Source organism: Lactimicrobium sp. (assembly GCF_036453465.1).
Lineage (GTDB): Bacteria > Bacillota_I > Bacilli_A > Erysipelotrichales > Erysipelotrichaceae > Bulleidia.
In genome coordinates this window covers 1-26,621 of record NZ_JAZHUW010000032.1, presented here as the reverse complement: position 1 = coordinate 26,621, position 26,621 = coordinate 1, and the positions used below count along the sequence as shown (strand labels likewise).

At 48.1% G+C, this 26,621-nt stretch carries 23 protein-coding genes; 3 read left to right on the top strand and 20 right to left on the bottom strand.

Annotation, left to right across the window (positions count from 1 at the left end):
* Window positions 1–84: 84 nt before the first annotated feature.
* The 4 genes from SOI44_RS08190 to gmk form a co-directional block, all read right to left on the bottom strand.
* Window positions 85–1,497, bottom strand: a complete 1,413-nt coding sequence (locus tag SOI44_RS08190; protein WP_331348727.1) for a glycoside-pentoside-hexuronide (GPH):cation symporter — start codon at window positions 1,495–1,497, stop codon at window positions 85–87.
* 5 nt (window positions 1,498–1,502) lie between these two features.
* The gene (locus SOI44_RS08185; RefSeq protein WP_331348726.1) at window positions 1,503–3,860 is read right to left on the bottom strand and encodes a glycoside hydrolase family 2 protein; all 2,358 of its coding nucleotides are present in this window, start codon (window positions 3,858–3,860) and stop codon (window positions 1,503–1,505) included.
* Window positions 3,844–4,425: a TetR/AcrR family transcriptional regulator gene (locus tag SOI44_RS08180; RefSeq protein ID WP_331348725.1), complete on the bottom strand. Its 582-nt coding sequence runs from the start codon at window positions 4,423–4,425 to the stop codon at window positions 3,844–3,846. The genes SOI44_RS08185 and SOI44_RS08180 overlap by 17 nt, the downstream gene beginning before the upstream one ends.
* 89 nt (window positions 4,426–4,514) lie before the next feature.
* Window positions 4,515–5,084: a guanylate kinase gene (gene gmk / locus SOI44_RS08175; RefSeq protein WP_331348724.1), complete on the bottom strand. Its 570-nt coding sequence runs from the start codon at window positions 5,082–5,084 to the stop codon at window positions 4,515–4,517.
* A gap of 82 nt (window positions 5,085–5,166) precedes the next feature.
* Between gmk and SOI44_RS08170 the strand changes: the two genes are divergently transcribed.
* A complete protein-coding gene (locus tag SOI44_RS08170; protein WP_331348723.1) occupies window positions 5,167–6,810 on the top strand; it encodes an Rqc2 family fibronectin-binding protein in 1,644 nt (547 codons plus the stop codon).
* Here the strand turns inward: SOI44_RS08170 and SOI44_RS08165 are convergent.
* The 6 genes from SOI44_RS08165 to trmD form a co-directional block, all read right to left on the bottom strand.
* Window positions 6,759–7,520: a pseudouridine synthase gene (locus SOI44_RS08165; protein ID WP_331348722.1), complete on the bottom strand. Its 762-nt coding sequence runs from the start codon at window positions 7,518–7,520 to the stop codon at window positions 6,759–6,761. The genes SOI44_RS08170 and SOI44_RS08165 overlap by 52 nt on opposite strands.
* A gap of 10 nt (window positions 7,521–7,530) precedes the next feature.
* Window positions 7,531–7,806 (bottom strand): hypothetical protein, encoded by a 276-nt coding sequence (locus SOI44_RS08160; protein WP_331348721.1) that lies wholly within the window; start codon window positions 7,804–7,806, stop codon window positions 7,531–7,533.
* Window positions 7,803–8,672, bottom strand: a complete 870-nt coding sequence (locus SOI44_RS08155; RefSeq protein ID WP_331348720.1) for a hypothetical protein — start codon at window positions 8,670–8,672, stop codon at window positions 7,803–7,805. The genes SOI44_RS08160 and SOI44_RS08155 overlap by 4 nt, the downstream gene beginning before the upstream one ends.
* On the bottom strand, window positions 8,657–9,103 hold the full coding sequence (locus SOI44_RS08150) for a bis(5'-nucleosyl)-tetraphosphatase (RefSeq protein WP_331348719.1): 447 nt from the start codon (window positions 9,101–9,103) through the stop codon (window positions 8,657–8,659). The genes SOI44_RS08155 and SOI44_RS08150 overlap by 16 nt, the downstream gene beginning before the upstream one ends.
* Window positions 9,104–9,171: 68 nt before the next feature.
* Window positions 9,172–10,368: an anaerobic nitric oxide reductase flavorubredoxin gene (locus tag SOI44_RS08145; RefSeq protein ID WP_331348718.1), complete on the bottom strand. Its 1,197-nt coding sequence runs from the start codon at window positions 10,366–10,368 to the stop codon at window positions 9,172–9,174.
* A 98-nt stretch (window positions 10,369–10,466) separates the two neighbouring features.
* A complete protein-coding gene (gene trmD, locus SOI44_RS08140; RefSeq protein ID WP_331348717.1) occupies window positions 10,467–11,195 on the bottom strand; it encodes a tRNA (guanosine(37)-N1)-methyltransferase TrmD in 729 nt (242 codons plus the stop codon).
* Between the two features lie 165 nt (window positions 11,196–11,360).
* On the opposite strand from trmD, the gene SOI44_RS08135 reads away from it, so the two are divergent.
* Window positions 11,361–11,750, top strand: a complete 390-nt coding sequence (locus tag SOI44_RS08135; protein ID WP_331348716.1) for a hypothetical protein — start codon at window positions 11,361–11,363, stop codon at window positions 11,748–11,750.
* Window positions 11,751–11,767: 17 nt separating this feature from the next.
* On the opposite strand, the gene feoB is transcribed toward SOI44_RS08135, so the two are convergent.
* Window positions 11,768–14,116 carry a ferrous iron transport protein B gene (gene feoB / locus SOI44_RS08130; protein WP_331348715.1) on the bottom strand — a complete coding sequence of 783 codons (2,349 nt, stop codon included), beginning with the start codon at window positions 14,114–14,116 and terminating at the stop codon, window positions 11,768–11,770.
* Between the two features lie 203 nt (window positions 14,117–14,319).
* On the opposite strand from feoB, the gene SOI44_RS08125 reads away from it, so the two are divergent.
* Window positions 14,320–14,973, top strand: coding sequence for a TlpA family protein disulfide reductase (locus SOI44_RS08125; protein WP_331348714.1), 654 nt, complete (start codon window positions 14,320–14,322; stop codon window positions 14,971–14,973).
* A gap of 19 nt (window positions 14,974–14,992) precedes the next feature.
* On the opposite strand, the gene SOI44_RS08120 is transcribed toward SOI44_RS08125, so the two are convergent.
* The 9 genes from SOI44_RS08120 to eda form a co-directional block, all read right to left on the bottom strand.
* On the bottom strand, window positions 14,993–15,565 hold the full coding sequence (locus SOI44_RS08120; protein ID WP_331348713.1) for a manganese efflux pump MntP: 573 nt from the start codon (window positions 15,563–15,565) through the stop codon (window positions 14,993–14,995).
* A gap of 206 nt (window positions 15,566–15,771) precedes the next feature.
* Window positions 15,772–16,338 carry a nitroreductase family protein gene (locus SOI44_RS08115; RefSeq protein WP_331348712.1) on the bottom strand — a complete coding sequence of 189 codons (567 nt, stop codon included), beginning with the start codon at window positions 16,336–16,338 and terminating at the stop codon, window positions 15,772–15,774.
* Window positions 16,335–17,681 (bottom strand): replication-associated recombination protein A, encoded by a 1,347-nt coding sequence (locus SOI44_RS08110; RefSeq protein WP_331348711.1) that lies wholly within the window; start codon window positions 17,679–17,681, stop codon window positions 16,335–16,337. The genes SOI44_RS08115 and SOI44_RS08110 overlap by 4 nt, the downstream gene beginning before the upstream one ends.
* A 31-nt stretch (window positions 17,682–17,712) precedes the next feature.
* Entirely contained in the window at window positions 17,713–20,394 is a 2,682-nt protein-coding gene (gene mgtA, locus SOI44_RS08105; RefSeq protein ID WP_331348710.1) for a magnesium-translocating P-type ATPase, read from the bottom strand.
* A 74-nt stretch (window positions 20,395–20,468) separates the two neighbouring features.
* Window positions 20,469–21,257, bottom strand: a complete 789-nt coding sequence (locus SOI44_RS08100) for a TMEM164 family acyltransferase (protein ID WP_331348709.1) — start codon at window positions 21,255–21,257, stop codon at window positions 20,469–20,471.
* On the bottom strand, window positions 21,254–22,462 hold the full coding sequence (locus SOI44_RS08095) for a glycosyltransferase family 2 protein (protein ID WP_331348708.1): 1,209 nt from the start codon (window positions 22,460–22,462) through the stop codon (window positions 21,254–21,256). The genes SOI44_RS08100 and SOI44_RS08095 overlap by 4 nt, the downstream gene beginning before the upstream one ends.
* Before the next feature lie 85 nt (window positions 22,463–22,547).
* Window positions 22,548–24,269, bottom strand: a complete 1,722-nt coding sequence (locus tag SOI44_RS08090; protein ID WP_331348707.1) for a GGDEF domain-containing protein — start codon at window positions 24,267–24,269, stop codon at window positions 22,548–22,550.
* Window positions 24,270–24,372: 103 nt separating this feature from the next.
* On the bottom strand, window positions 24,373–25,401 hold the full coding sequence (locus SOI44_RS08085; RefSeq protein WP_331348706.1) for a sugar kinase: 1,029 nt from the start codon (window positions 25,399–25,401) through the stop codon (window positions 24,373–24,375).
* Window position 25,402: 1 nt separating this feature from the next.
* Window positions 25,403–26,374, bottom strand: a complete 972-nt coding sequence (eda, locus tag SOI44_RS08080) for a bifunctional 4-hydroxy-2-oxoglutarate aldolase/2-dehydro-3-deoxy-phosphogluconate aldolase (protein ID WP_331348705.1) — start codon at window positions 26,372–26,374, stop codon at window positions 25,403–25,405.
* Window positions 26,375–26,621: the final 247 nt, after the last annotated feature.

The following is a 26,621-nucleotide window of genomic DNA, read 5'->3' as shown; positions in this document are numbered from 1 at the left end:
AGGTCAGTAATCAAAAACAGCTTCAAGGAGTTCTCAATGAAATCAGACGCCAGAAAAAATAGACTTGTGAAGATTGAAAACAGTTTAACTAGATGGGACATTTTCAAAAAATCTTAACACTTCTTTCTTCGCAGCAAGAACAGCCGCAATTTCAGCGACCTTCTCATCTGTCAGAATAAACTTTCTGGCAAACAGAATCAAGGCAATGATCAGTCCTGCCATCGGTATGATGGTCATCAACAGACGCAGACCCGTAATGGTAGAAGCAGACTGTACAGCCGGTACTGCGGCATCGGAATTTCCCTTGAGATGAATCAGATCCAGACCAACGCCAGTTACAAATACGGCCAGGCCGCTGGCCAGCTTATAGACAAATGTCTGCATGGAGAAGATCACCGATTCCTGGCGCAGACCGCTCTTGACTTCACCATAGTCCACCGAGTTGGCCAGGAAGACAGTTGTCAGCACGGTCATCATGCCATTGGCACAGAATACCAGTAAGCCGATCGCACACAGCAGAACCAGGTTATGGGCTACATTGGCCATGCATACAGCCAGCAGTAAGGCATAACCGGTGATTGCCATGACAAGACATGTCCGGAAGATGCCGGTGTTTGTCATCTTCTTGCGCAGCAATGGATACAGCACCATCATGCCAAGAATCTGGGCAACGCCGCCTACCATCGTAAAGATCGTATAGCTGTTCTGCCAGGAAGCACCGCCAAGATCATACTTGAAGAAGTAGATGATCAGATTGGATGTGATATACAAGGCAAAGTTGACAAGCACAATGACAAGCACGGTAATCATTGCCTGATCATTGTTAAACAATGCCTTGAACATCTCTTTAACGGAGCTTGTCTTCATCTCCTGCTTGGTGCGTGTTTCCTTTAATGCCACGCATAACAGGATTTCATTGATGGCAAACAACACGGCAACAATCAGCGCAATGATTGCAAAGCCTGTTCTTTCTACGCCATGGCCAAGCATAGAAACAGCCTTGACGGTAAAGACGGTGATGATCGCACTGCCGATACCCGAGCAGGTTCTGCCGATGACAGACAGCTTTTCTCTGTCTTTTGGCTGGGTGGTGACAGCCGGGATCATGCTCCAGAATGGAATATCCATCATGGTATAGGTCACACCCCAGAGGATATAGATAATCGGGAAGTAAACCATCAGGCCTGCTTTGGATAATGATGGTGCCGCAAACAGTGCATACAGGACAAAGGCATTCAGTACGCTGCCGCTAAAGATCCAGGGACGGAATCTGCCCCAACGGCTGTTGGTCTTGGCGACAATGACACCCATGAACGGATCATTGGCAGCGTCAAACACTCTGGCAATCAGCAGGATCAAACCGACAAAGGATGCCGAAAGACCAAGTACATCCTGATAGTAATACATCACGTAGCTGGAACTCAGGGCATATACCATGTCCTTGCCAATGGCACCAAAGCCATAGGCAGCAGCCTGCTTCTTCTCAAATTGTTTCATGTGTTTCAGTTCCCCTTTTCACAAATTGTAAAATTGATTTCCACCGGTTCACACTGCTCACATACAATGCGCAGCTTTGCATTTCCTGTTTGACCGGTTGTCTTGACATAGGTGCCGCTCAGGCCGCCTTCCAGGGTGGCAAGGTGCGGTCCCACAATTTCCAGCGGTCCTTCTGTGGATAGTGCAATGGGCAGCTGGATATAAGAAGCGATGTCATCACAGGCATCCATCAGCTGAATGCGTACAGAAGCCATATCATACACGTCACCTTCATACAATGTATTGGCAGAGACAGTTGTATGCAGGTGCAGCTTTGTTCCAGGTGCACGTTTCACACAGATCACGGCTTTGCCATTCTTGATGCCATCTGCCCGCCAGACAACCGTACTGCCGCCCCAGCCGCCAACGTACTTAGAGAACAGCTTCACGCCATCCTGAAAGCTCATGTGATAGCGCATCATCACCCAGACAAGCTTTGCTTTGATATGCGCTGGAAGATGGTCATACCCATCATGCTGAGCTGCCAGCAGACAATCATGAATCAGTTCTTCCTGCTTTGGTGCAAAATGTTCCTGCTTCAAAAGATCACCGATAAAGTCATCCATGCGGATCGGCGGATGTTTCAGTGCTTTATACTCTGTCGGTTTGAATTCTTTCACAAACACATCATTCTGGTACAGACGCACACTGTCACAGTTGGTAAAGGCATAGACATGATCGATGCGGCCAGCCGGATAGTCACCGATATCCATGGAAGAAGACAGTGCCAGCACTGGATGGTCATCCTGTTGTGAAGCATACAGCCAGGCAGCTGTCTTAGGATTGCGGAAGGCATCCATCACACCGTGATAGCAGATGCGGTCTCCTGAGCCAAAGTCTTTATGAGTCGCATAGTCAAACATGCACCACTGGAACACGCCGGCATGCTGGCCATCTGCCATGGCATCATTCAGAACACGGGCATGGCGCAAAGCCTGCTCTTCCCGTCTGCTCTGGGGATCAAAGGCCTTGGTTGGAAACATGTGTCCATTTGCCTCAGAAATGATCAAGGCGTGGTCAGAATGCTTGGTAACGTCCTTCTTCTTACGGCAGCCGGCATCACTGCCATCATGTGAGAAATCATTGAATGCATACACATCTTCTAACAGCGAGCTGTTCTGCAGATAGCGCACACCGGATGTCGGCCGGTAAGGATCCAGTGCATGGGCAGCCGCATTGGTGCGCTGATAGAAGTCATCATCATCCTGGGATTCATTGATGCGCACACCCCACAGGAAAATCGACGGATGATTGCGGTACTGCACAATCATGTCTTCTGTATTGGTGATGGCCTGCTGCTTCCACTTCTCATCGCCAATGTGCTGCCAGCCCGGTATTTCCGTAAATACCAGCAGGCCAAGCCGGTCACAGGCATCCACGAAATCCTGACTCTGGGGATAATGCGAAGTACGCACGGCATTGCAGCCAAGCTCTTCTTTCAGAATTCTGGCATCTTCCTTCTGCAGGGAAGCTGTACCGGCATAGCCAAGATACGGCCAGCACTGATGACGGTTCAATCCGCGCAGGAAGACTTTTTCGCCATTGAGATAGAAGCTGTCAGAATCAAAATGTACGGTGCGGAAACCAACTGAGATGCATTTGGTATCAATGATATCTTCCCCTTTGATCAAAGAGAATACAGCTGTATACAGATTGGGATGGTCTAAATCCCATGGCTTTACCGGCAGATCTTCATAGCGGAAATGTCCATTTCCTGCCGGTGCTTTCTTTGCAAAGATTTCTTCATCTTTGTCATTGCGCAAAGACAAAGACAGCTCCATATCCTGCGTATTGCCATCAATCTGTACCAGTGCATCCATGCTTGTCAGATCCGGTGTGGCGCAATAGATATCCTTGAGATATGTCTTTGCACGCACATCCAGCCACACATCACGATAGATACCGCCATAGGTCAGATAATCAATGACAAAACCAAACGGCGGCACAGATGGATTTTCTGTGGCATCCAGCTTTACCGTCAGTGTATTCTCGCTGCCATAGTGCAGGACATCTGTCAGTTCAATGCGGAAGGCAGTATAGCCGCAGGCATGATGGCCGACGTGTTTGCCATTGCAGTACACATCCGCAATATGGGCAGCCCCGTCAAACTGTACAAAGACACGCTGCTTCTGCCAGCTTTCTTCTGCCATAAATATTTTCTGATAGCCATAGATGCCTTCATAGTCATCCGGACTGGCATCATGCAGCGGAATCTGTTTTGGACAGTGCGGCAGGCGTACCTTGATGCCATCCCGCTCAAAAGCATCTTCATCATCCTGCCACGAGTTCAAAAACAGCCAGTCATTATCAATGCGTTCCATCATCTTGTACCTGCATTCCTTTCATCAGAATATCCATCATTTCTGCCAGTGCATCATCATACGCGATCTGATTCTGGGTGAGATAGTCATTGGATAAGAAAGATTCAATGGATGCTGTCACGATATTTTTGAGAATAGATATATTGATGGGACGGATCACACCCTGAGAAATACCCTCCTCAATCAGATCAATGGTCGGCTCCCAGTTTTTCTCCAGATGTTCCTTGAGATGCTCGGCAACCTTTGGATACATCTCGGCAAGCCCATCCAGCTGTGACCAGTCAACACCAAGAAAATCTGCTGGCAGAGCAACCATTTCCTGCTGCAGCTTTTCCGGGATCGAAAGATCCTGATTCTCAATGATTTCCTGCTTATGGGCATGAATCTTTGCAAAGCCTGTATCAATCAAAGCAAGCAGCAGAGCCTCCTTGCCATCGTAGTTCTTATAGATCGTCTTTTTTGCAATATGCATCGTATCGGCAATATCCTGCATCGTAAAGTGCAGCCCTTTTCTTGAGAACTGTACAATCGCTGCCTGCAGAATCCGATCCTGTAAATTATCCTCCATCAGAAACTGATACTCCTTTTACGGTTTCCATTATAGAGTCATGAAAGCGTTTCCACAAGAGGCAAAATAAAAAATGAAGCATTTCTGCCTCATTCCTGATCCATATGTCTCTTGATGATCACACGGATAATATCTGCTGCCAGACGGGGATCATCGTTGCATACAACATACTTGTATTCGCCGATCATCTCCATCTCACGGCTGGCCTTGGCAAGACGCTGCTGTACAATCTCCTCCGGCTCTGTCCCACGGCCCCGGATTCTCTTTTCCAGCTCTTCCATGCTGGGCGGAACGATGAAGATTGTCAGTGCATCTGGACATTTCTGTCTGATCTGCCTTGCGCCCTGCACTTCAATCTCCAGCAGGACATTTCTGCCCTGATTGCGCAGCTCTTCGACACCGGCAACCGGTGTACCATAGTAATTTCCTACAAATTCAGCACTCTCCAGCAGACCGCCGGCATCACGCACCTTGAGGAACTCTTCCTTTGTCACAAAGTGATAATTGACGCCGTCCTTTTCACCCGGCCGCATCTTGCGTGTGGTCAGTGAAACACTGTAAGAAAGCTTCAGATCCGGATCATTGATGAACTCTTTCAGTACTGTTCCTTTGCCGACCCCGGAAGGTCCGCTCAGTACAATCAGCAACCCCTTTTTCATTTCAAGTCTCCTTATGCATTAAGGTACTCAAAAAAGATGGTTTCGTCAATGTGATATAATCGCTCACGAAAGGAATTATGTTATGGCATTAGATGGCATTCTCTTAAGCCGGATCGTCAGTCAGATCGCACCTGTTCTGCCGGCCCGCATTCAGAAAATCTACCAGATTTCCAATACGGAGGTCCTCTTTCAGATTCATGGGAAAAATGGCAAACAGCAGCTGCTGGTCAGCTGCCACTCTGTATACAACCGCCTGCTGATCACAAAGCGCAGCTATCCGACCCCCTCTGAGCCCGATAATTTCGTCATGGTTCTGCGCAAATACCTGGAAGGTTCTTCTATGGAAAGCATTGAACAGGCAGGCCTGGACAGATGGTGCACACTGATGATCAAACGGCGCAACAATCTGGGTGATCTGGAAAATGTCAGGCTCGTCATTGAACTGATGGGCAAATATGCCAATCTGATTCTGGTTGGTGCAGATGGGCGCATCATTGATGCCCTCAAGCGCATTCCACCGTTTGAAAACAGCAAGCGCATCATCATGGCCTCTGCTCCTTTTACTCCCATGCCGCCCCAGGATAAAAAAGATCCCTTTACAACAGAATGCGTTGATCCAGAGATCCCTTTGACAAAACAGTTTGCCGGCTTTTCTCCCTTTTTAAGCAAGGAAGTTGAATACCGGATGGCCCATGGCCAGCCATTTGCGTCCATCATGAAAGAAGTTGCCGCCAGCAATGATCTGTACATTGCCAGCAATGGCGATAATCCCGAGTTTCACTGCATCGAACTGACCCATCTTGGATCCTGCCGGAAGTATCCGCTGTTTGATGGCTTTGATGTGCTGTATTATCATCGCGAAGAAAAAGAGCGCATCAAGCAGATTACCGGTGATCTCTACCACTTTGTGCGCCGGGAACTCAAGCATCAGAAGACAAAGCTGCCCCGTCTTTTAAATGAGTATGATCAGGCTCTGGATTGTGATAAGTGGAAGAAATGGGGCGACCTTCTGTATACCTGGAATATCAGTGATACCAAGGGGAAGAAGGAGATTGAACTGCAGGATTATGAATCCGATGCATTGATCAAAGTGCCGCTGGATGAAAAGCTCGATGGCCGCGGCAATGCCCGGCGCTGCTTTAACAAGTACAGCAAGCTGAAGAAAGGACAGGTGTATCTGCAGGAACAGATTGCCATCTGTGAAAACGAGATCAGCTATTTTGAAGGACTGCTGGAACAATTGGACCAGGCGGACTTTGAAACGGCTGGTGAGATCAAGAAAGAACTGATCAAGCTTGGCTACATGAAAGAGAAAAAGAATGTACGGAAAAAGAAGAAACAGGATGATACGCCAAAGGTATCGACGATTGTTTCTCCTTCCGGCATTTCGATTTCCTATGGCCGCAACAATCTGCAGAATGATGCTTTGACATGGCATATGGCCAGAAAGAATGAAATCTGGCTGCATGCCAAAGATTACCATGGTGCCCATGTGATCATCCACTCTGACAATCCGGATGAAGAAACCATCCGCCTGGCTGCCATGATTGCGGCCTATTTCTCCGGCGGCCGGCAGTCCTCATCCGTACCGGTCAACTGGTGTCCGGTGAAGAACCTGAAAAAAATACCAGGTGCAAAACCTGGTATGGTACAGCTTGGCAGCTATCGTACGATTTACATCGATCCTGATCCGGATGTGCTTTCTTCTGCAGGCATACCGCTTTGAGCCATATGCATCAGTTTGCGCACCTCATAGCGGCGTAAACGCCTGTATTGTCCCTGGCGCAAAGAGCCAAGATCAAGAAAGCCATAGCCGATCCGATTCAGCCTTGTCACTTCACAATGGAAGTATTCCATCATGCGGCGGATCTCTCTGTTTCTGCCCTCGAAGATCGTGATCAAAAACACGGTCTTTTTCTTTCCTTCCAGCCGGGAAAGCAATTGCACCTGAGCTGGCAGAGTCATGCCATCTTCCAGCATAATCCCTTTTTCCAGCATATGAATCATCTGGTCTGTCAGTACGCCATTGATGGCAACCTCATAGGTCTTGGGTAGATGATAGCGTGGATGCATCAGACAGTTGGCAAATTCACCATCATTGGTCATGATCAAAAGACCGGTGGATTCATAGTCCAGCCGGCCGACCGGAAAGATTCTCTCTTTGACATCCGGCAGGCAGTCCACAACCGTCTTTCTGCCGCGGTCATCCGATACGGCACAGATCACCTGCTTCGGCTTGTTCAGCAGGAAGTATACCTTCTCTTCCTGGTTCAGCACAACGCCATCCACACTGACCTCATCATGCGGGCCCACCTGAACCCCCATCTCTGTTACCACTTTGCCATTGACCTTGACACGGCCATCCGCAATCATCTGTTCTGCTTTGCGCCGGGAAGCCACCCCGGCAGCCGCAATCACTTTCTGCAATCTTTCCATATTCTTTTCCTCAATGTAGATTCTGTGTATGTCCCCAGAAACTGCTGCCAGCTTTGGAGTAGTCATTCATCAGCACAACCGGTACCCGGTTAAACTTTGGATTCTGCTTTACAAGAATGGCACAGGCACTCAGCCGCTTTCTGCCATCCACGCACACATAGCCGCCTTTGACAACATTGACCTGTACGGCAATGGCAATGCCCCGCTTTGCAATACTGTCCAGCAGATCACCTGGATCTTCGTATTCATACTGGATTTCATCCAGATTCACCATCGTATTAATCATTTTGCATCACATTCCTGAAAGAAGCGGGCATACGGCACATCTTTCTTCCTGACATACAGAATACCGGCAAGGGGCAGCACACTGCCTCTTGCAAAGAAGGCATCGGCAGTAACGATATCATTGCGCTTCCCATAGATATCATTGTAAAAGTGATAGCTGCCATTGCCAAGGTTAATGTAGAACGCATAATGCGTCCCAGCAGAATGTCCATACAGAAGAATGCCGGCACCGCTTTCTGCCATCTTCTTTGCAATCATGCCATTTGAGCCAAGATACCACTTTGACACAATACCTTTCTGTTTGAGAAAGTACTGGATGAGAAAGAAGTTTTCACCAAAGCGCTCATGAAACAGATTTGTCTTTGCCAGCCCTTCAGCAGTTTCCTGCATGAACTGTTCTTTGCCGCAGGCTTTGCACAGGTTGTATGCCGCAATCCAGCCGCAGCCCTTCTCACTTGTTGTATAGCGGCCAAAGGGCAGATTCTGCATGCGGCCCTGGCTGATCAAAAAGCCATAGGGATCAAAGATCGCGCTGTCACATTTTGTCTGCCAGGGCTCTTTCATCCACTGCATGCCTTTTCCTTTAGGGAAAAACAGATTAGCCGCAAGAGCCCTTCTTTCCCGCTTTGATACTTTCTTTACTTCAATATAGGCAGGATGGCTCAGGCTGATGATTGTATGGATGACGTAGGCTGTGATGCCGATGGCATCTTCCTCGCACATGGGCTGCAGTTTGAGCATCATCTGCACTTTCTCATTTTCCCTGTTCCAGGCAAACAATCCTGCTTCTTTGCCATGAAACAAAATGGCTCTGCCACTGGCAAAGCCATCAATGGGCACGATTCTGTATGTTACCGCAGCGGCCATTTGACGCCATCCGGATCTTCTTTATGCAGAAAGGCAATGGCTTTGCGGAACAGTTCCACATCATTTGCATAGGACAGCAGTGCCTCTGTATCAAGCAGTGATGCCCAGTGCATCTCCAGCAGTTCTTCTTCCTGAATCTTCTCTTTGCCGCCAGCCATTTCCGCCAGGAAATAGACAACCTTCTTTTCTACACCTGGAGCAGGAGAATAATAGGTGCATTCCCGGAACCCATCCAGAAATCTGACATCCAGTCCGGTTTCTTCTTTAATCTCACGGGCTGCTGTTTCATGTTCGGTTTCACTGCCTTCCACATGACCTTTTGGAAAGCACCAGTGGCCCTGTTTCTGACGGATCACAAGCACCTGCAGTTTCCCGTCAAGCACACGGATCACAACAGCACCACAGGATATTTCTTTTCTGGTTTCACTCATGTTTCACCTGTCCTCCATTTCAGTCTTAGATTATACCAGCGAAAAGAAAAACCGGATGAACCGGTTTCTCATGCATCAACTTTTTCAGCAAAGGCTTTGCCCCAGGCTTCTGCCTGTTTCAAAGCATCCTCATCCGGGATCCAGATCTGCTTGAGACCTGCATCATCCACAACATCGAACCCGGATGCCTTGAGCTCTTCACCAATCTTCTTCGGTGCCTCACCGCTCCAGCCATAGCTGCCAAAGCCAGCTGCCTTCTTGTTCTTGAAGCCGGAGCCCTTGATCAGCTCGAGAATGCCGCCGATGGAATACAGCACACCATGGTTATAGGTCGGAGAGCCAACCAGAATGGCCTTGGAACGGAAGACATCAGTGATGATGTCACTCTTATCACGCTTGGACGCATTCAGCAGGACAACCTCGGTTTCCGGATCATGGTCACGGATGCCGGCAGCCAGTGCCTCAGCCATCTTGCGGGTAGAATCCCACATTGTGTCATAGATAATGGAAATACGGTTTTCCTGATAGTCTGCAGCCCACTTTGCATAAGTTTCCACGATCTTCTCAGGATGCTCGCGCCAGATGACGCCATGGCTTGGTGCGATCATACGGATATCCAGATTCATTGCGGCCAGATCCTTGATCTTCTTTGTGACAAAGGTGCTGTAAGGCACAATGATGTTGGCATAGTACTTGATTGCCTCATCATAGATTGCCTTTTCACAGTTCTTGTCATTGAACAAAGACTCTGTAGCATAATGCTGTCCGAAGGCATCATTGGAGAACAGGATATGGTCTGTGTCCAGATATGTGAACATCGTATCCGGCCAGTGCAGGAACGGTGCCTGGATGAAGGTCAGAGTAGACTTGCCAATGTTCAGGGTATCACCTGTTTTGACATTGACGAAGTTCCAGTTCTGATGATAATGGCCGCGCAGAATCTTCTCACCTGCCACCGTGCAGTAAATCGGTGTATCCGGGATTTCCCGCATCAGTTCCGGCAGTGCACCGGAATGGTCAATCTCATTGTGGTTCATGACAATATAGTCAATATCATGCAGATCGATATCCTGCTTCAGTCTTGCCACAAACTCCTTGTCATACGGCTGCCATACGGTATCAATCAGGACAGTTTTCTCATCCCTGATCAGATAGCTGTTATACGAAGAACCATCAAATGTTGAAAGCTCATCACCATGAAATGTTTTCAGCTGCCAGTCGACCTTACCAACCCAGTCGACAAGCTCAGAAATCTTCTTGCCCATGCTTGCAATATCTCCTTTTTTCCCATGTGATATTTTTGCATAATATGGCGTCATGTCAACTCAGACACACCAAAACAGCCGGCAGATTTCGCATTCTGTCACTTTTCTTCTTTTTCACCAAACATCTGCAGTGCTTTCTCTTCTGCCTTGGTCATAGGATGCTTTGCAAGCAGGTCCGGCCGCATCTTTTCTGTACGCAGATAGGCTTTGGCAAGCCGCCAGTTTTCAATGCGGGCATGATTGCCGCTCAAAAGCACCTCCGGCACCTTTCTGCCCTCAAAGTCAACCGGCCGGGTATACTGGGGATATTCCAGCCGGTCTGTTTCAAAAGACTCTTCCACTGTACTCTCATCCGCCAGCACCCCTTCCTGCAGGCGGATGATGCTGTCCATGATCACCTGAGCAGCAAGTTCACCTCCGGAAAGGATATAGTCGCCAATTGAAATACAGCCATCACATTCCTGATAAATACGCTCATCCAGCCCCTCATAATGACCAGCCAGCAGTAACAGATCCTCTTGTTTGGAAAGATCATGTACAAGCTTCTGTGAAAGTGTCACCCCGCCTGGATCCATGATATAGCTTTTTGTCTCTGCTGTTCTGTTTGCACGCAGCGCGGCAATGACAGGCTCACACTTCATGATCATCCCCGGTCCCCCGCCGCATGGTGAATCATCCAGATGACGATAGCTGCCATCGGCATAGTCACGGATATCAACGATCCTGATCGAACAGATTTTTTTGACCTTTGCACGCTGTACAAGCACACTGTTAACAAAGCTGTCAAAATATTCCGGAAACATGGTCAGTACAGTCATCTGTTTCATCAAAAACACCTCTTTCATCACGGTTGGACAATGTGACAAGTATACACTTTTCTTCATCTGCATATAGGTCTGAAATGAAAATTCACTGTCGTGAAACATGTACTGTTTTTCTCTGCAGACAGAAACTGCTATAATAACAGCAGATATTTTTCCGGGGGAACTGTGATGAGAGCAGAGGAACTGATACCATATCTGAAAAAATTTGTGACTGTTACGCTGGATGATTTTTCTGAAGTCTCCGGATACATCTCCAATCCGAATGACTTTAAAACACTGGATGATTCCATCAATATGGTTCTGGTCAACGGCCTGCAGAATTCCCAGGTGCCGATTTCCCGCATCATTGATATCTGCGAAGCAGTGCGGGAAGATACCACCCAGATTCCGATTGTGCAGGAATCCAGTGATCTTGTCAGCCGGGCAAATAAAAAGAAAAAGGCAGCTGCCTTTGATGACCGTCTGGATGAGCTGCTGGATAAAAGCCTCTCAGACACATTGGAAGTACGGCTGCCAAATGGCAAAGTGATTGATAATTCAGGCAAAACCGGAAAGTAAATCTTCCCGGTTTTTCTTTAGATTGCCAATGTAATCAGATGCGTGATAAACGATGCCACCCAGGCAATGGCACAGGTGCCTCCAACCATGGCCAGCGCCCACTTCATGCCAAGTTCTTTGCGTACCGAAGTAATGGCCGCAATGCATGGTGTATACAGCAGGCAGAAGATTAACAATGCAAAGGCATTGCCTGGCGTCAGGATGGATGTGATGGCAGCGGTTGAGCCGAACAATACGGACAGTGTTGCGGCAACACTCTCCTTGGCCATAAAGCCGACAATCAGTGCTGTTGCCACACGCCAGTCGCCAAAGCCACATGGTTTGAAGATCGGGGCAATCAGACCGCCGATGGCTGCCAGCATGGAATGCTGTTCTTCAACAAGATTGAATGAAAAATCAAAGGAGCGCAGGAACCAGACAATAATTGTCGCAATCAGAATGATCGAGAAGGCTCTCTGCAGGAAATCCTTGGCTTTATCCCACATCAGCTGCAGAACATTCTTCATAGCCGGCAGACGGTAATTCGGCAGCTCCATGACAAATGGCACAGCTTCTCCTTTGAACAGTGTATTCTTGAATATCAGAGCGGCAAGAATGCCCATGGCAATATCGATGACATACAGTGCTACCATGATCAATCCAGCCTGTTTCGGGAAAAAGGCATTGCAGAAATAGCCATAGATCGGCAGCTTGGCCGAGCATGACATAAATGGCAATAGAATCACTGTCATTCTGCGGTCACGCTCAGATGGCAGTGTACGGCTGGACATGACAGCCGGCACCGTACAGCCAAATCCAATCAGCATCGGGACAATACTGCGGCCGGAGAGACCAATACGGCGTAACAGCTTATCCATCACAAAGGCAACTCTGGCCATATAGCCCGAATCTTCCAGCAGTGACAGAAAGAAGAACAAGGTCACAATGATCGGCACAAAACTCAATACCGAGCCGACACCGGTGAAAATACCATCAATGACAAGGGATCGTATAACGGGATTGACATTGGCAGCGACAAGACCATTGGAGACAACCACGGTCAAGGCATCGATTCCTTTCTGCAGCAGATCCTGCAGAAAGGCACCAATGACATTGAAGGTCAGATAGAAGACCAGACCCATGATGACAATAAAAGCAGGAATACCGGTATATTTGCCGGTCAGGAAACGGTCAATCTTGTTGGAGCGTACAGATTCCTTGGACTGGCGGGGCTTGATGACGGTGGCATCACAGACTCTCTGGATGAAGCTGTAGCGCATATCGGCAATGGCCGCTGCCCGGTCAAGGCCGCGCTCTTCTTCCATCTGTTTGATGATGTGGCCAAGCATCTCCTTCTCATTTTCTTCCAGCTTCAAAGCTTCAATGATATGAGGATCCCCTTCAACAACCTTGGTCGCCGCAAAGCGCAGCGGAATATCTGCCTTGGCGGCATGATCTTCAATCAGATGCATGATGCCATGCAGAGCCCGATGGACAGCGCCATTGTGGTCCTGGGGACGGCAGAAATCCTGCACCATTGGTGTCTCCTGGTATCTGGCCACATGGATGGCATGATCCACCAGTTCCTGAATACCTTCTCCTTTGGCAGCCGAAATGGCAACGACCGGAATGCCAAGCATCTTCTCCATTTCATTGATGCGGATGGAACCGCCGTTATTGCGCATTTCATCCATCATATTCAAAGCAAGCACCATTGGTCTGCCCAGCTCCATCAGCTGCAGGGTCAGATACAGATTGCGCTCAATGTTGGTCGCATCCACGATGTTGATGATGGCACTTGGCTTGGCTTCCAGAATAAACTGACGGGAAACAATCTCTTCCGAACTGTAGGGAGAAAGAGAATAGATACCAGGCAGATCGGTCACTTCTGTATCCGGATGTCCCTTGATCTTACCTGTTTTGCCTTCTACGGTAACACCCGGGAAGTTGCCGACATGCTGGTTGGAACCTGTCAGAGCATTGAACAATGTTGTCTTGCCGCAGTTCTGATTGCCAGCCAGAGCAAAGGTCAAAGTTGTTCCTTCAGGCAGCGGATGTTCCGTACTTTTATCGTGGTATCTGCCCCCTTCGCCTAGACCCGGATGATCCACGAGTTCATCATCCACATCAGCATTCTGCGGCTGTCTGGCAGAAGCAGATGGCTTCACGATATGGCAGGTGATATTGGCTGCATCTGCCACCCGCAGTGTCAGCTGATAGCCATGGATGACAAAATCAATGGGATCTCCCATTGGAGCAAACTTTTCCAGTGTAATCTCAGCACCGGGAATCAATCCCATATCCAGAAAATGCTGGCGCAGTTCACCACTGCCTCCGACAACCTCAATCTGGCCGGACTGCCCCGGCTTCAACTCATTCAGTTTCATGATAATCCCTCAATCCGGTTTCATTATACCTGTGGTCAAAGAGGAATTGTTCTGATTACCATACAATTTCTGTGTTCTGACATCATGACAGCGATTACATTGCATAGATGACATGATTTTTCTGACAAGTAAGGATCAGCAGTGCCCAATGCAGACTTTTACAATGAATTATGAGTATAATAACAGCCACAGGAGGTTCCCTCATGAAAAAGAAATTGATTGCCTGTGCCCTGCTGACATCTCTTGCATTGACAGGATGCACGCAAAGCAAAAAAGGATCGGTATCTGCCTCTGCATCTGCTTCTACAGCAACTGGCAATAATGCCGGTTCCATCAATCTTGATACATCTGTTCCTGATCTTTCTGCCTATGTCTTTCTCAAGGATGACAATCCTGCCTTCCTTGAAATCTCAACGGAAGAAAGCCTGAAGCTGTTTACCAATGGCACGGGCATTGTCTTCTACAGCTATGAAACATGCCCCTGGTGCAACCGGGTGATTCCGGTATTGGATGAAGCTGCCAAGGAAGCAGGCATTACCGTTTTCTATGTCAATATCTATTCCGATGACTTCATGTCTAAAACAGACAGTGAAAAAAGTGAGATCATCCAGTCTCTGTATACCTGCCTGGACCCGATTCTGACCAAGGAAAAGGATTCGGAAACAGGCGAAGAAAAACCGGTCATGCAGGTACCGGAAGTTGTGGCTGTCAAGGATGGCAGGATTGTCGGCCATCATCTTGGCGTTGTGGATGGCTTCACCCTGGATACCAACAACCTTTCAGAGTATCAGGTTACCGATGACCAGGTGAAAGAGCTGAAAAATATTTATCTGGAATTATTCAAAGAGATTCAATGACCGGCTGATGCCGGTTTTTTTACAGGATGGAAGAGAGCAGGATCTTGATGCCGATGGCAATGAGCAGAAAGCCGCCGAAGATGGTTGCCTTATCCGCCAGTTTCAAACCGAACTTCTTACCGAGCTGCACACCGGCTGCACAGATTGCCAATGTCACAATCCCAATCAGGAAACTGGCCAGAAGTGCGGAGCCAACCCCATATTCCGCAATGGTGAAGCCAACAGACAGGGCATCAATAGAAGTTGCCAGCCCCTGAATGAACAGTTTGCCGGAAGAGACTTCTTTCTCGGCATCTGTTTCTTCTTTCTTTGAAAAGCCTTCTTTCAGCATCCCGCCGCCGATATACATCAGCAGGATAAAGCCGATCCAAGGAACCATGACCTGGAAGGATGAAAACAGCTGCACAATGGTATGCACGCAGATCCAGCCGATCATCGGCATCACAAACTGAAACAAACCAAAGGTGCCGGCAATGGTAAACATCCGTTTTTTCGCCATATGCGGTTCCTTGAGACCATTGGCAAGAGAGACGGAGAAGGCATCCATGGCCAGGCCGATGCCAAGCAGAATACTGTCTAAGATAAAATGCATATGCTTACCTCCCAAACAAAAAGCTGCAGCAGTTTGCTGCAGCGTAAATTCATTTCCAGCATACGCACAGCAAAAAGCTTGTGCGTAAGTCTCGCGTATTAAAGCAGGCCAGGCGATATGCCAGTATGTTGGCAGGCTGCGCAGATGCGCTCGCTACTCCCTTACGGCTCTGTGATTTTCACATATCCACCTTCTGTTAGTCAAGACTACTTTCTGGTCACAAGACGATCAACAGAAAGCTTGGGTACATGATAGTTTCCTTCCTGATCCACATGATAAGCAAGATCATCCCCTGCCTCTTCCACCGTACTTGTGATCATTGGGTAGCCAAGCGAAACAACCAGTCTTGCACTCAAAGAAGGATCCACGCCAAGAATCTCATTCATCTTCTGGCGGTTGAAGTTCATCAGAATGCAGGCGGCGATACCCTTTTCAGCAGCACTTGCTGTAATCACCTCTGAGGCAATGCCGGCATCAATATCCGCTGTTGCCGCATTTTCCACAGGCACAAGAATCACGAGATAAGCAGCAGGCTCTTCCTCTTTCTTTGGCTGTCCTGCCCCTTTCAAAAGAGCTGCATAATGCAGCTGTCCTGCCACCTGATCACACATCTTTCTGGAAGTGACCAGCACATAACGAAGTCTCTGGCGGTTATTGCCGCAATGGGCAAGCCTTACATTTTCCAGAATCTCATCAAGATCTTGATCAGGAATCGGTTTCTGCAGAAACTTGCGGATGGAACGGTCTTTCACCATCAATTCATGCATATTCATTTTTTCAAATCCTCCTCTTTGTGAAACAGCCTTCCAATATAGGCAGACCATTTGCGTAGACGGCTTTCATAACCGATATCCGAAATGTAATAGAAGCCCTCATTCTTCAAAGCATCCGGCAGATACTGCTGGTTTACATAATGGCGCGGATAGTCATGGGCATACTTATAGCCAATCCCACGGTTGAGTTTCTCAGCTGCCTTATAGTGGGCATCCTGCAGATACGGCGGAATCTTGAGATTGCCGGTTTTCTTCACGGTTTCCATGGCCTTGAAGATGCCCTGGCTGGCCGCATTGCTTTTAGGCGCTGTGGCAACATAGACAGCCGCCTCACCCAGGATAATCTGTCCTTCCGGCATCCCAACTCTTTCTACTGCCAGAGCACAGGACGTGGCAATCTCAATGGCTCTTGGATCGGCAAGACCGACATCCTCAGCAGCACAGATCATGATCCTTCTGGCAATAAAGCGCACATCCTCCCCTGCTTCCAGCATGCGGGCAAGATAGTACAATGCGGCATCAGGATCAGACCCCCGCATCGACTTGATAAAAGCAGAGACAGTATCATAGTGATTGTCGCCATCTTTATCATAGCGGATGGATTTCTTCTGAATGCATTCCTGTATGATGGGCAGCGTGATATGCAGATAGCCATCATCACTGCGTTCTGTTGTTAATACTGCAATCTCCAGGCCATTCAGGGCCGCCCGGGCATCCCCATCGGCTGCCTCAGCCAGAAAGTCACAGGCATCCTCATCCATCTGTACCATATCCGCTGCAACACCCTTGAAGGGATCCTGCAGAGCCCGATGAATCAGAGTGAGAAGATCTTCTTTAGACAGCGGTTTGAGCTCCAGTACAGTAGAGCGGGATAATAAAGCACTGTTGACTTCAAAGTATGGATTTTCGGTTGTGGCACCAATCAGAATGATGGTGCCGCTTTCTACAAACGGCAGAAGATAATCCTGCTGTGCCTTGTTGAAGCGATGAATCTCATCAATGAACAGAATCGTCTTCTTGTTTTCTGCTTTCAGCCGGTACTGGGCCTGCTGTACAACCGTTTCCAGATCCTTTTTGCCAGCTGTGGTGGCATTGACCTGGGCAAAGCTGGCACTGGTGGTATTGGCAATCACCTCGGCAAGGGTTGTCTTGCCGGTGCCAGGAGGCCCATAGAAAATCAGGGAACTGAGCCGGTCTGCCTGGATGGCACGGTACAGGATGCGGCCTTTGCCAATGATGTGCTGCTGGCCGACAACTTCCTCCAGTTTTTCAGGACGCATTCTGGCTGCCAGCGGTTGTTGCGTTCTGGCATCATCGCTGCCAGCTGCTTCAAACAGGTCCATGCCATCACCTCCTGCGTATTATTTTACAATGTTATAACCAGCTGCCAAACTTCCTGATATAGAATTTTTTGACAACTTCAATCGTGGCACTGTAAAGAATGAGAATGATCACCAGATAGATATAGTACTGATATGGCAGTGCGACAAAGACGGAATTCGGAAGCGAACAGAACATGTATGGAATCAGAATCGCGGCAATGATGCCAAGAATGCTGGCAAAGGCAAGCCGCACATCACAATGGGAGTCAATGATCGGCCGCCTGGCAGTACGGATAAACTGCACAATCATGATCTGTGAAATCAGACCTTCCACAAACCAGCCGGTCTGGAAGTATGACTGCATGGAGATGGAATTGAAGCCAAGCACAAACCACAGGCACAGGAATGTCAGCACATCAAAGCAGGATGAAACACCGCCCATGACATTCATGAACGAAGTCAAAGAGCGCATCGTCCACTGATGGGGCTGTTTCAGGAATTCCGGATCTACGTTATCCCATGGAATGGCAATCTGGGTGAAATCATAAACAAGATTCTGAATCAGGATCTGCAATGGCATCATCGGCAGAAATGGCAGGAATAAAGAAGCAATCAGCACCGAGAAGACATTGCCGAAGTTGGAGGACAGTGCCATCTTGATGTATTTGATGATGTTGCCGGAAATTCTCCTGCCTTCCTTGACGCCGTCCAGGATGACATCCAGACTCTTTTCCAGCAGGATGATATCGCTGCTGGCCTTGGCAACATCGGTGGCATTATCCACGGAAATGCCAACATCCGCACTGTGCAGGCTAGGGGCATCATTGACGCCATCTCCCATGTAGCCGACCACGTGCCCATTTTTCCGCAGCATATCAACAACCCGCTTCTTCTGCATCGGTGAAAGCCGGGCAAAGATATTGGTATTCTCAACGGCCTTTGACAGTGTTTCATCATCCATGCCATCCAGCATGGTGCCATCAATCACATTCCCTTCTTCTTTCAGTCCGACTTCATGGCAGATATGCTGGACCACAACCGGTGCATCACCAGAGATGACTTTCACATCCACACCCGCCTGATACAGGCCTTCGATGGCATCCTTTGCATCAGGCTTAGGCGGATCCAGGAAAGCAACCGTACCAAGGAAGGTCATGTTATGTTCATCTTCAGCTGTAAACTGATCATCATCCGTTACACCCGGCACTGACTTTCTGGCTGCCACGGCAATGATATGCAGGCCGTCTTTGTTCAGCTCTTCTGCCTGCTGCTTGATCTTTTCAATATCGACATCATCGATGTCAATGTACTGCTTGTCAATCCGCACCTTATCACAGCAGGCAAGCACGGATTCCAGAGCGCCTTTGGTAATCAATACCCGCTCACCATGATGCGGCAATACGCCTTCATCACCATGAGAAACCTGTGAGCCGCCCGGGTTATAGACAAGCACCGACATTCTACGCCGTTCAAAGTCATACGGAATCTCATCGATCTTCTCATAGCCGCCGGCAAAGTCCGGCACATCATGACTCTTGCCATATTCCAGAATGGCCCGGTCAATCAGATTCTTGACGCCGGTAGAATAGTAAGAGTTCATCCAGGCATAGTTGAGTACAAGATGACTGTTTTTGCCATTGATATCCAGATACCGCTGCAACACGATATGATCCGCGGTCAAGGTACCGGTCTTATCCGTACACAGTGTATCCATGGCACCGAAGTTCTGGATCGCCGACATATTCTTGACAATGGTCTTCTTTTTCGCCAGAAACTGGGCACCTTTGGCAAGGGTCCCATTAACAATCATCGGCAGCATGTTCGGGGTAATGCCGACTGCCACGGAAATGGCAAACAGGAAGGCTTCCAGCCAGTTGTGCTTGATCAGGCCGTTGACAAACAGAACAAAGATGACAACGACGACCATGTAGGTAATCAGAATCTTTGTAATCTTCTGCAAAGAGCGGTCAAACTCGGTCATCTGCTTACCGGTTTCTACCGTAGAAGAGATATGGCCAAGGTAAGACGCATGGCCGGTTTTGATAATCACGCCATAGCCGGTGCCTGATGCCACTGTACTACCGGAAAGACAGATATTATCCAGCTGGGCGGCATTAACGTTTCTTGTATCACAGCCCGCCTTCTTCTCAACCGGCACAGCCTCACCAGTAAAAGCAGCTTCGGATAAAAAGAGGTCCTTGCTGGCAAGCAGATATAAATCACCGGAGACAATGTCGCCGGAGCCGATCATTTCAATATCACCCGGTACCAGTTCTTCTACCGGCATTTCTGTTTCTTTCCAGCTGCCACTGTCCGGCACACGCACACGGACGGTATCATGTTCCATATTCTTCAGCTTTTCGACATCAAGGTAAGAACGATAGTCCTGGACAAAGCGGATGCCGGCACTCATGCATGCCAATAGATAAATGATGCCGGCAGACAAAGCATCATGTTCAATAATGATGGTAACCGTACCCAGAATCAAAAGCATAATAATAAACGCATCTGTAAAGGACTGCAACAGAAAGTTCCACCAGTGCTTCTTGGTCGATGCATGCAGGTCATTGGAGCCATAGCTGTCAAGCCGTGCTCCCCGTTCCTCTTCACCGATGCCGTTTTCATCTGCCTTTACTTTCTGCAGAACATCGGCTGCCTGCATGCGTGCATAGGACTGGAATTCTGCTTCCAGGGACTGATCCTTTGCCTTGAGGGCTTTGCTGTTTTTTTCCATCACTGCCATCTCCCTTTACCAACTCACTAGTATAGTTTCTAAAAGAAAAATCCGCATTAAATTCTGAATAAAAATCAGACGTGCGGATACCAGAGAGGCCTTGTTAATAGATGTGTCCATGTTTTGAACATCATGATCACAACATAGGGAACAAACATCTGCACAAGACAAAGCACAATTGTATAGGATTTGCCAAGGATCTTGTAAACCGTATCCAGGAAGGTGCCATGAAACGGTGCCGAGATAAACATCAGATTGCAGCCGCGGCGGCGGTTGATAATGTAAGCAATGATGCAGAACATCATGACATACAGGGCATAATAGATCATGTCATGCCAGGTCAGATTGACAAGGCCCGAGCGGTTCATGAGGATGCCAAGATAGGTCATCGTGCCATGGTATATAAAGCTGTGCAATGACAGGAAATGAAATGTCGGATAAATCAGTAGTGAGCTGGATGGGTACAGCATGAAGCAGATACCAGCAATCAGGCCGCCGGAGGCGAGAAATACATCGCCGATATGCTGGATGATGCCTCTGCCAAAACCGCTGGCAATACCGGCATACAGTGTAATGGAGCAGAAATACAGCGGCACCCATGTATCATAGTCAGCCTCAGAACCAGTCCGGATGCGGAAATGGATTTTGATGCATTCCAGAGCCCACAGGATGATGATGATAATCCGGATCAGCCGGCGCAAAGATGCCTCCGGCAATAACAGTGTATGCGTCAGGCCTTCATAGATGCCAAATACGGCCATTGCGGCAAGAAAGAAATGCCCCGGGCTCAGAATGCCGGCTGGCTTGTAAACACCCGGATCAGCAAAGAAATAATGATTAAACTTCTGAAATAACTGCTTCATTGCTTCATATCCTCGATCTTTGCCGCACGGTTATGCTCGATCGGCTTCCATGCAACATTCTTCTTGAACAGGCACACAATCATCAATGGCACCCAGATACACATGAACACAGGAAATAACAGCCCCTTCACCGTGCATCCATGAATTTCTGCCTTATGCAGGCAGCATTGCAGCAGTGTATCAAAAGCAAGATACAAAATGATCAGCAGGATGCACGTGACAAGCAGTGCCTTACGCCACGGCAGTGTGATAAAGGTCAGTACCAGGCCGACACCGCCGATGATCACAGCCCCTGGCATGGCAAATACCATGGCCAGATCCTGGGCAGCCACACTGTGTGTGCGGATCCACTTCTTCAGCAGTTTTCCTGTATAGCAGCGCATACACTGCACCTGACCGAAGATCCAGCGGAATAACTGCCGCAATGACATCTTTGCGCTCATCGGATATTCATCATAGCAGCGGGCATCATGCACATAGGTAACAGGAATATCCCACAAAGCACACTGGGCACTGAGTTCAAGATCCTCCGTAATTGTCACGGTATCAAAGGGATGTTTCTGCAGTACAGCAGAAGAGATCATCCATCCTGTGCCATTGAGTACAGCCGAGCGCCTGTTATGCTGGGCGCCATTGTTGAACAGAACATTCTGCATCTGATAGAACACTTCATAAAAACCCGATAAAAATGTATCATGCGTGTTCTTGCCAAGACGTCTGCCCTGGGCCACTCGCACGCCATGATTCAGTGCACTGTTCATGGCCGTAAAAAAATCAGGGTCAACAAGATTGTCAGCATCAAAGATGTCAAAGGCATCGATATTTCCCTGCTTTGTCAATGCAGCAAATGCACGGCCCAGTACATCACCCTTGCTGTGGACGGTATTGCCATAGTCAATGATGGAAGCACCGTAAGAGCGGGCAATCTGTCCTGTTTTGTCCGTTGTATTATTGATGAGAACATATACATCCAGAAGATCATGCGGATAGTGTGCTTTACAGATGCTGTCAAGCAGATTGCCAATGACATGTTCTTCATTGCGTACCGGAATGAGTACGGCAATATGATGATATGGCTGTGCATCAGGATGCTTTGCAAACGGCTTGATCAGGCCGCCGGCCGCAATCAAGGCAAAGTGCAGTGTGTAGAGTCCGGCAAAAACAAGAAAAACCCATCTCAGAACAGACAAGAAAACATTCCCCATCACGGCCACCTTTCGCATTTAATGATACGTTGTTTTTGCATATGAGGTGTTTACATTTTTTAAAATCTGTCGATTATCCACAGAATCAGTCAATACGCTCTGCCTTCATCTCCACTTTCATAGCATACATCCTGGCATCTGCCTGTTTTTCCATCTCTTCCATTGTCAATGGATGATCTGATCTGCTGATAGCATAGCCCCAGGAAAAACTGACATCCGGTCTTCCGTCTTTATGTTCCTGCTTAGCCAGCAGATCAAGAAGAGCAAGCTCACCATCATCATAGTCACGATAGACATTGTCTCCATTCAGGACTGCCATAAACTCATCCCCACCCAGCCGGAACAGTTTTCCATGCTGGCCAAAGGACTGCTGCAGCATGTGAGCACTGCGGCAGATATAATCATCTCCCGCCTGATGGCCATACTGATCATTGACACGCTTGAGATAGTTGAGATCGGCATACACGATGATCAGATCCCTTGTCATTCCCTTTTCTTTCTCTTTCTCTAATCTTTCCTGCATCTCCAGCAGAGCAGAACGATTATAAAAACCAGTCATCATGTCACGGTATGCCAGTTTCTGGTACAGATCTGCTTCCATGGATTTCTTCATCCTGGTGACCATTTCATTCTTATATACCATGATCAGAACCAGCATCAGAAGGACAAAACCAATGCGCGAAAATCTCGCTGCATCCTCCGGGGCACCATAGCCGGCATAGCGGATCAGATCAATGACCATACAGCCGACATCAAGCTGAATAATACCCCACAGCATTTCCCGGAGCAGATTGTGAACATGACTGCGTTGATATTGAATCAGCTGGTTGATGCTCATCATGCACATGACAACGATGGCCAGCAGTAAAGACGCATGAATCAGCAGACGGCACTGCCAGAGGTCAATGCCAAACAATATATGGACGATGGTTGTAAAAATGATATTGAAGATGACGATACCCAGAAAGAAATGATTAATTCTCGGATCAGGCTTGATCATCCAGCCATTGGCTGCCCTTACAGCAGGATAAGGCAGCACCATCAACATGGCAAAGCTAAAACACCGCCATAGATCCGGGAATGTCGTCAGGGCAATCGGAATTCTTGATTCGACAAGAGACCAGATGCCAAACAAGATGGCAGTCAGCGAAAACATACGGAAGGAATCAACCAGCGGTGTTTTCAGTCTGGTCATACCAACAGAAATATACAGCATGGTCACACCCAGGATGATAATCAGGATACTGATGAGAAAAGCCGGCATGAATCTGGCAAACAGGCGCGTCATATACGTGCCGGAACTACCGATTCTGATTTCACTGATGCCGCCGGCACCCTTGTAAGCAGGATAGATGGTCATTTCAATGCGCACACCAGCCTGTCTTCTGCCTAGTCCAACTGTATGAAACGCATAGCCATAGCTGCGGCCTGCCAGCACAAAAGGTTTGCTGGTATAGTCATATACATCACTGCTGCCAATTCTGACTTTGAAGAAGACATTATCACTTTCAAAGATCAGATTCTCACCATAACTCAAAGAAGATGGAAGATAGTTGTAGATCGTCACTGCACCATCCGTGCCAGCATATTTGCCAACATGCTTCAATGCGACTTCCTGATCTGTGCCGGAAATTTTCCAACTGCTGGAAAAGTCAGTCAATGTATCATCCGTATGACTTGAAATACTGTCTGCCCAGCCATAGCAGGCAAAGACAATCACTGTGTAGATTACAATGGCGGCAGTCAGAAAAAGAGGTCCAAGAGAACCAAGATTAGTTTTTCTGATGTGATTGATTCTTTCTTTCATAGCCTGCCTATTATGCATCAGATTGAAAATGATAAAAGTAAATTCAGTGAGTATTCATAATATTATGCTGCATACCCATCATATTTTCCTGCAAATTTCAGTTTCAGCGCACAACTCTGCCATTGCCGCTGCCGACAGCAAGCGCAAGGGCCTCCTGTTCGGATACGCAGTTGAAATCACCAGGAAGTGTATGCTTGAGAGCGCTGGCCGCAATCCCGAAGTCCAGAGACTTCTGCAGATCGTTGTAATGGAGAATGCCATGGATCAGACCGGCTGAGAAACTGTCTCCAGCCCCTACTCTGTCAACAATCGGATCGATTTCATAGTGGCGTGATACATAGAACTGACTGCCATCATACAGCAGTGCTTTCCAGCCATTGTCAGATGCACTGTGGGATTCCCGCAGGGTTGTGGCAATCATCTTGAAATGATATTCTGCCTCCATCTGTCTGAAGATCACTTTGTATGCTTCGACATCTGTGTGGCCGCTTTCAATATCACAATCCGGTACAAAGCCAAGCATCTTTGCGGCATCTTCTTCATTGCCAATGCACACGTCCACATACTGCATCAGCGGCTTCATGACTTTCTGTGCCTGTTCCGGAGTCCACAGCTTTTTACGGTAATTCAGATCGCAGGATATGGTGACACCATGGCGCTTTGCACTCTGACATGCCAGCAGAGTCAGTTTTGCGGCTTTGTCTGACAGGGCCGGGGTGATGCCGGACCAGTGGAACCAGTCAGCATCCTGAAAGATGGCATCAAAGTCAAAGTCATCAGGATCAGCAGTGGCAATGGCAGAGCCTGCCCGGTCATAGATGACCTTGCCGCCTCTTACTGATGCACCGGTTTCCGCATAATAGATACCCAGTCTGTCTCCGCCTCTGGCAATCTGATCTGTATGAACGCCATAGCGGCGCATTGCATTGATGGCAGCCTGGCCGATTTCATGAGTTGGAACTTTGGTTACAAAATACGCATCATCGCCATAGTTGGCCAGTGATACAGCCACGTTGGCCTCGGCACCGCCGAAGATGATGTCAAACTGGTCAGCCTGCAGAAACCGTTTATGATCGCCGGCAGGTGTCAGCCGCATCATGATTTCACCAAATGTTACAATCTTTTTTCCCATCTTATGCCTCCTGAACAAGATGAATGGCAAAACCAGCTATACTGTCTTTGAAATAGATCAGCTTGATTCTGCCCTTTTCATCTTTCACAACAGAACTTTCATCAAAGTCATAGCCCTTTCTTTTGAAAAAGGCAACTGCCCTTGGCACAGAAGTAACACCAATGGCAATATGTCCATAGGTGCCTCTGGCATTGGGAGTAATCATTACTTCCACCAGTTCAGAGCCAAAATAACTGATCTTTGCATCACGGACATTTCCATCGAGAAGACTGGCAAACTGTGATGCAATCTGTTTACCGTGCGCACTGTCACTGTTGATGCCAATATGGGCAATATGAATCTGCAGCATCTTCAATATCGCATCATGAGCCATACTGGCAATCTCATCAAACTGTCCTTTTGCGATCAGATCCTTCTTCACCATCCATGTACCGCCCACTGCAAAGATCCTTTCATCCTGCAGATAGGACATCATGTTGTTTCCATCAATGCCGCCGCTTGGCAGAAAGTACATATCCTGCCAAACCGCAGCCAGCGAATGAATGGTCCGAAGGCCGCCCAATGGCTCTGCCGGGAAGAATTTGACAACCTTCAGGCCAAGCCGTCTGGCCTGATCCAGCTCCGAAGCTGAAGAAATACCTGGAATGACAGGCAGATTTTCTTTCTGACAGAATGTGACAATCTCGGGATTCAAACCTGGTGTGACAATAAAGGATGCCCCGGCATCTCTGGCCGCAAGCACCTGTTCTTTGCTCAGAACCGTGCCTGCTCCCAGCAGCATGTCCGGGCATGCCTGGTGCATTGCTTTTAAGCAATCCAGGGCAGCTGGTGTGCGCAGCATGACTTCCGCAAGCGGCAATGATCCGCTGCACAGTGCTTTGGCAAGCGGTGCTGCATGTTTTTCCTCTTCCAGAACAACAGCTGGAAGTAAGCCGATCTCATGGATCGACTGCATGATTTCCTGATGATTCATTGGATGATATCCTTCTTTCCTGCTTTTAACGATAGACGCAGTTAACCGCTTTCGTCAATGCCAACCAAAAAGAAAAATCTCTGGCGATATGCCAGAGATCAATCAGAATGCTTTTTCAGAGGGCATATTAACAAATTGGTGAATTCTATGGTTGCTGTACTTGTTCGGGTACAGTAATGCCAAGCTGGCTGATTATCATCATTCATGTGAGGTGAATTTCATGGATGATAAAATGATTGGCACAACT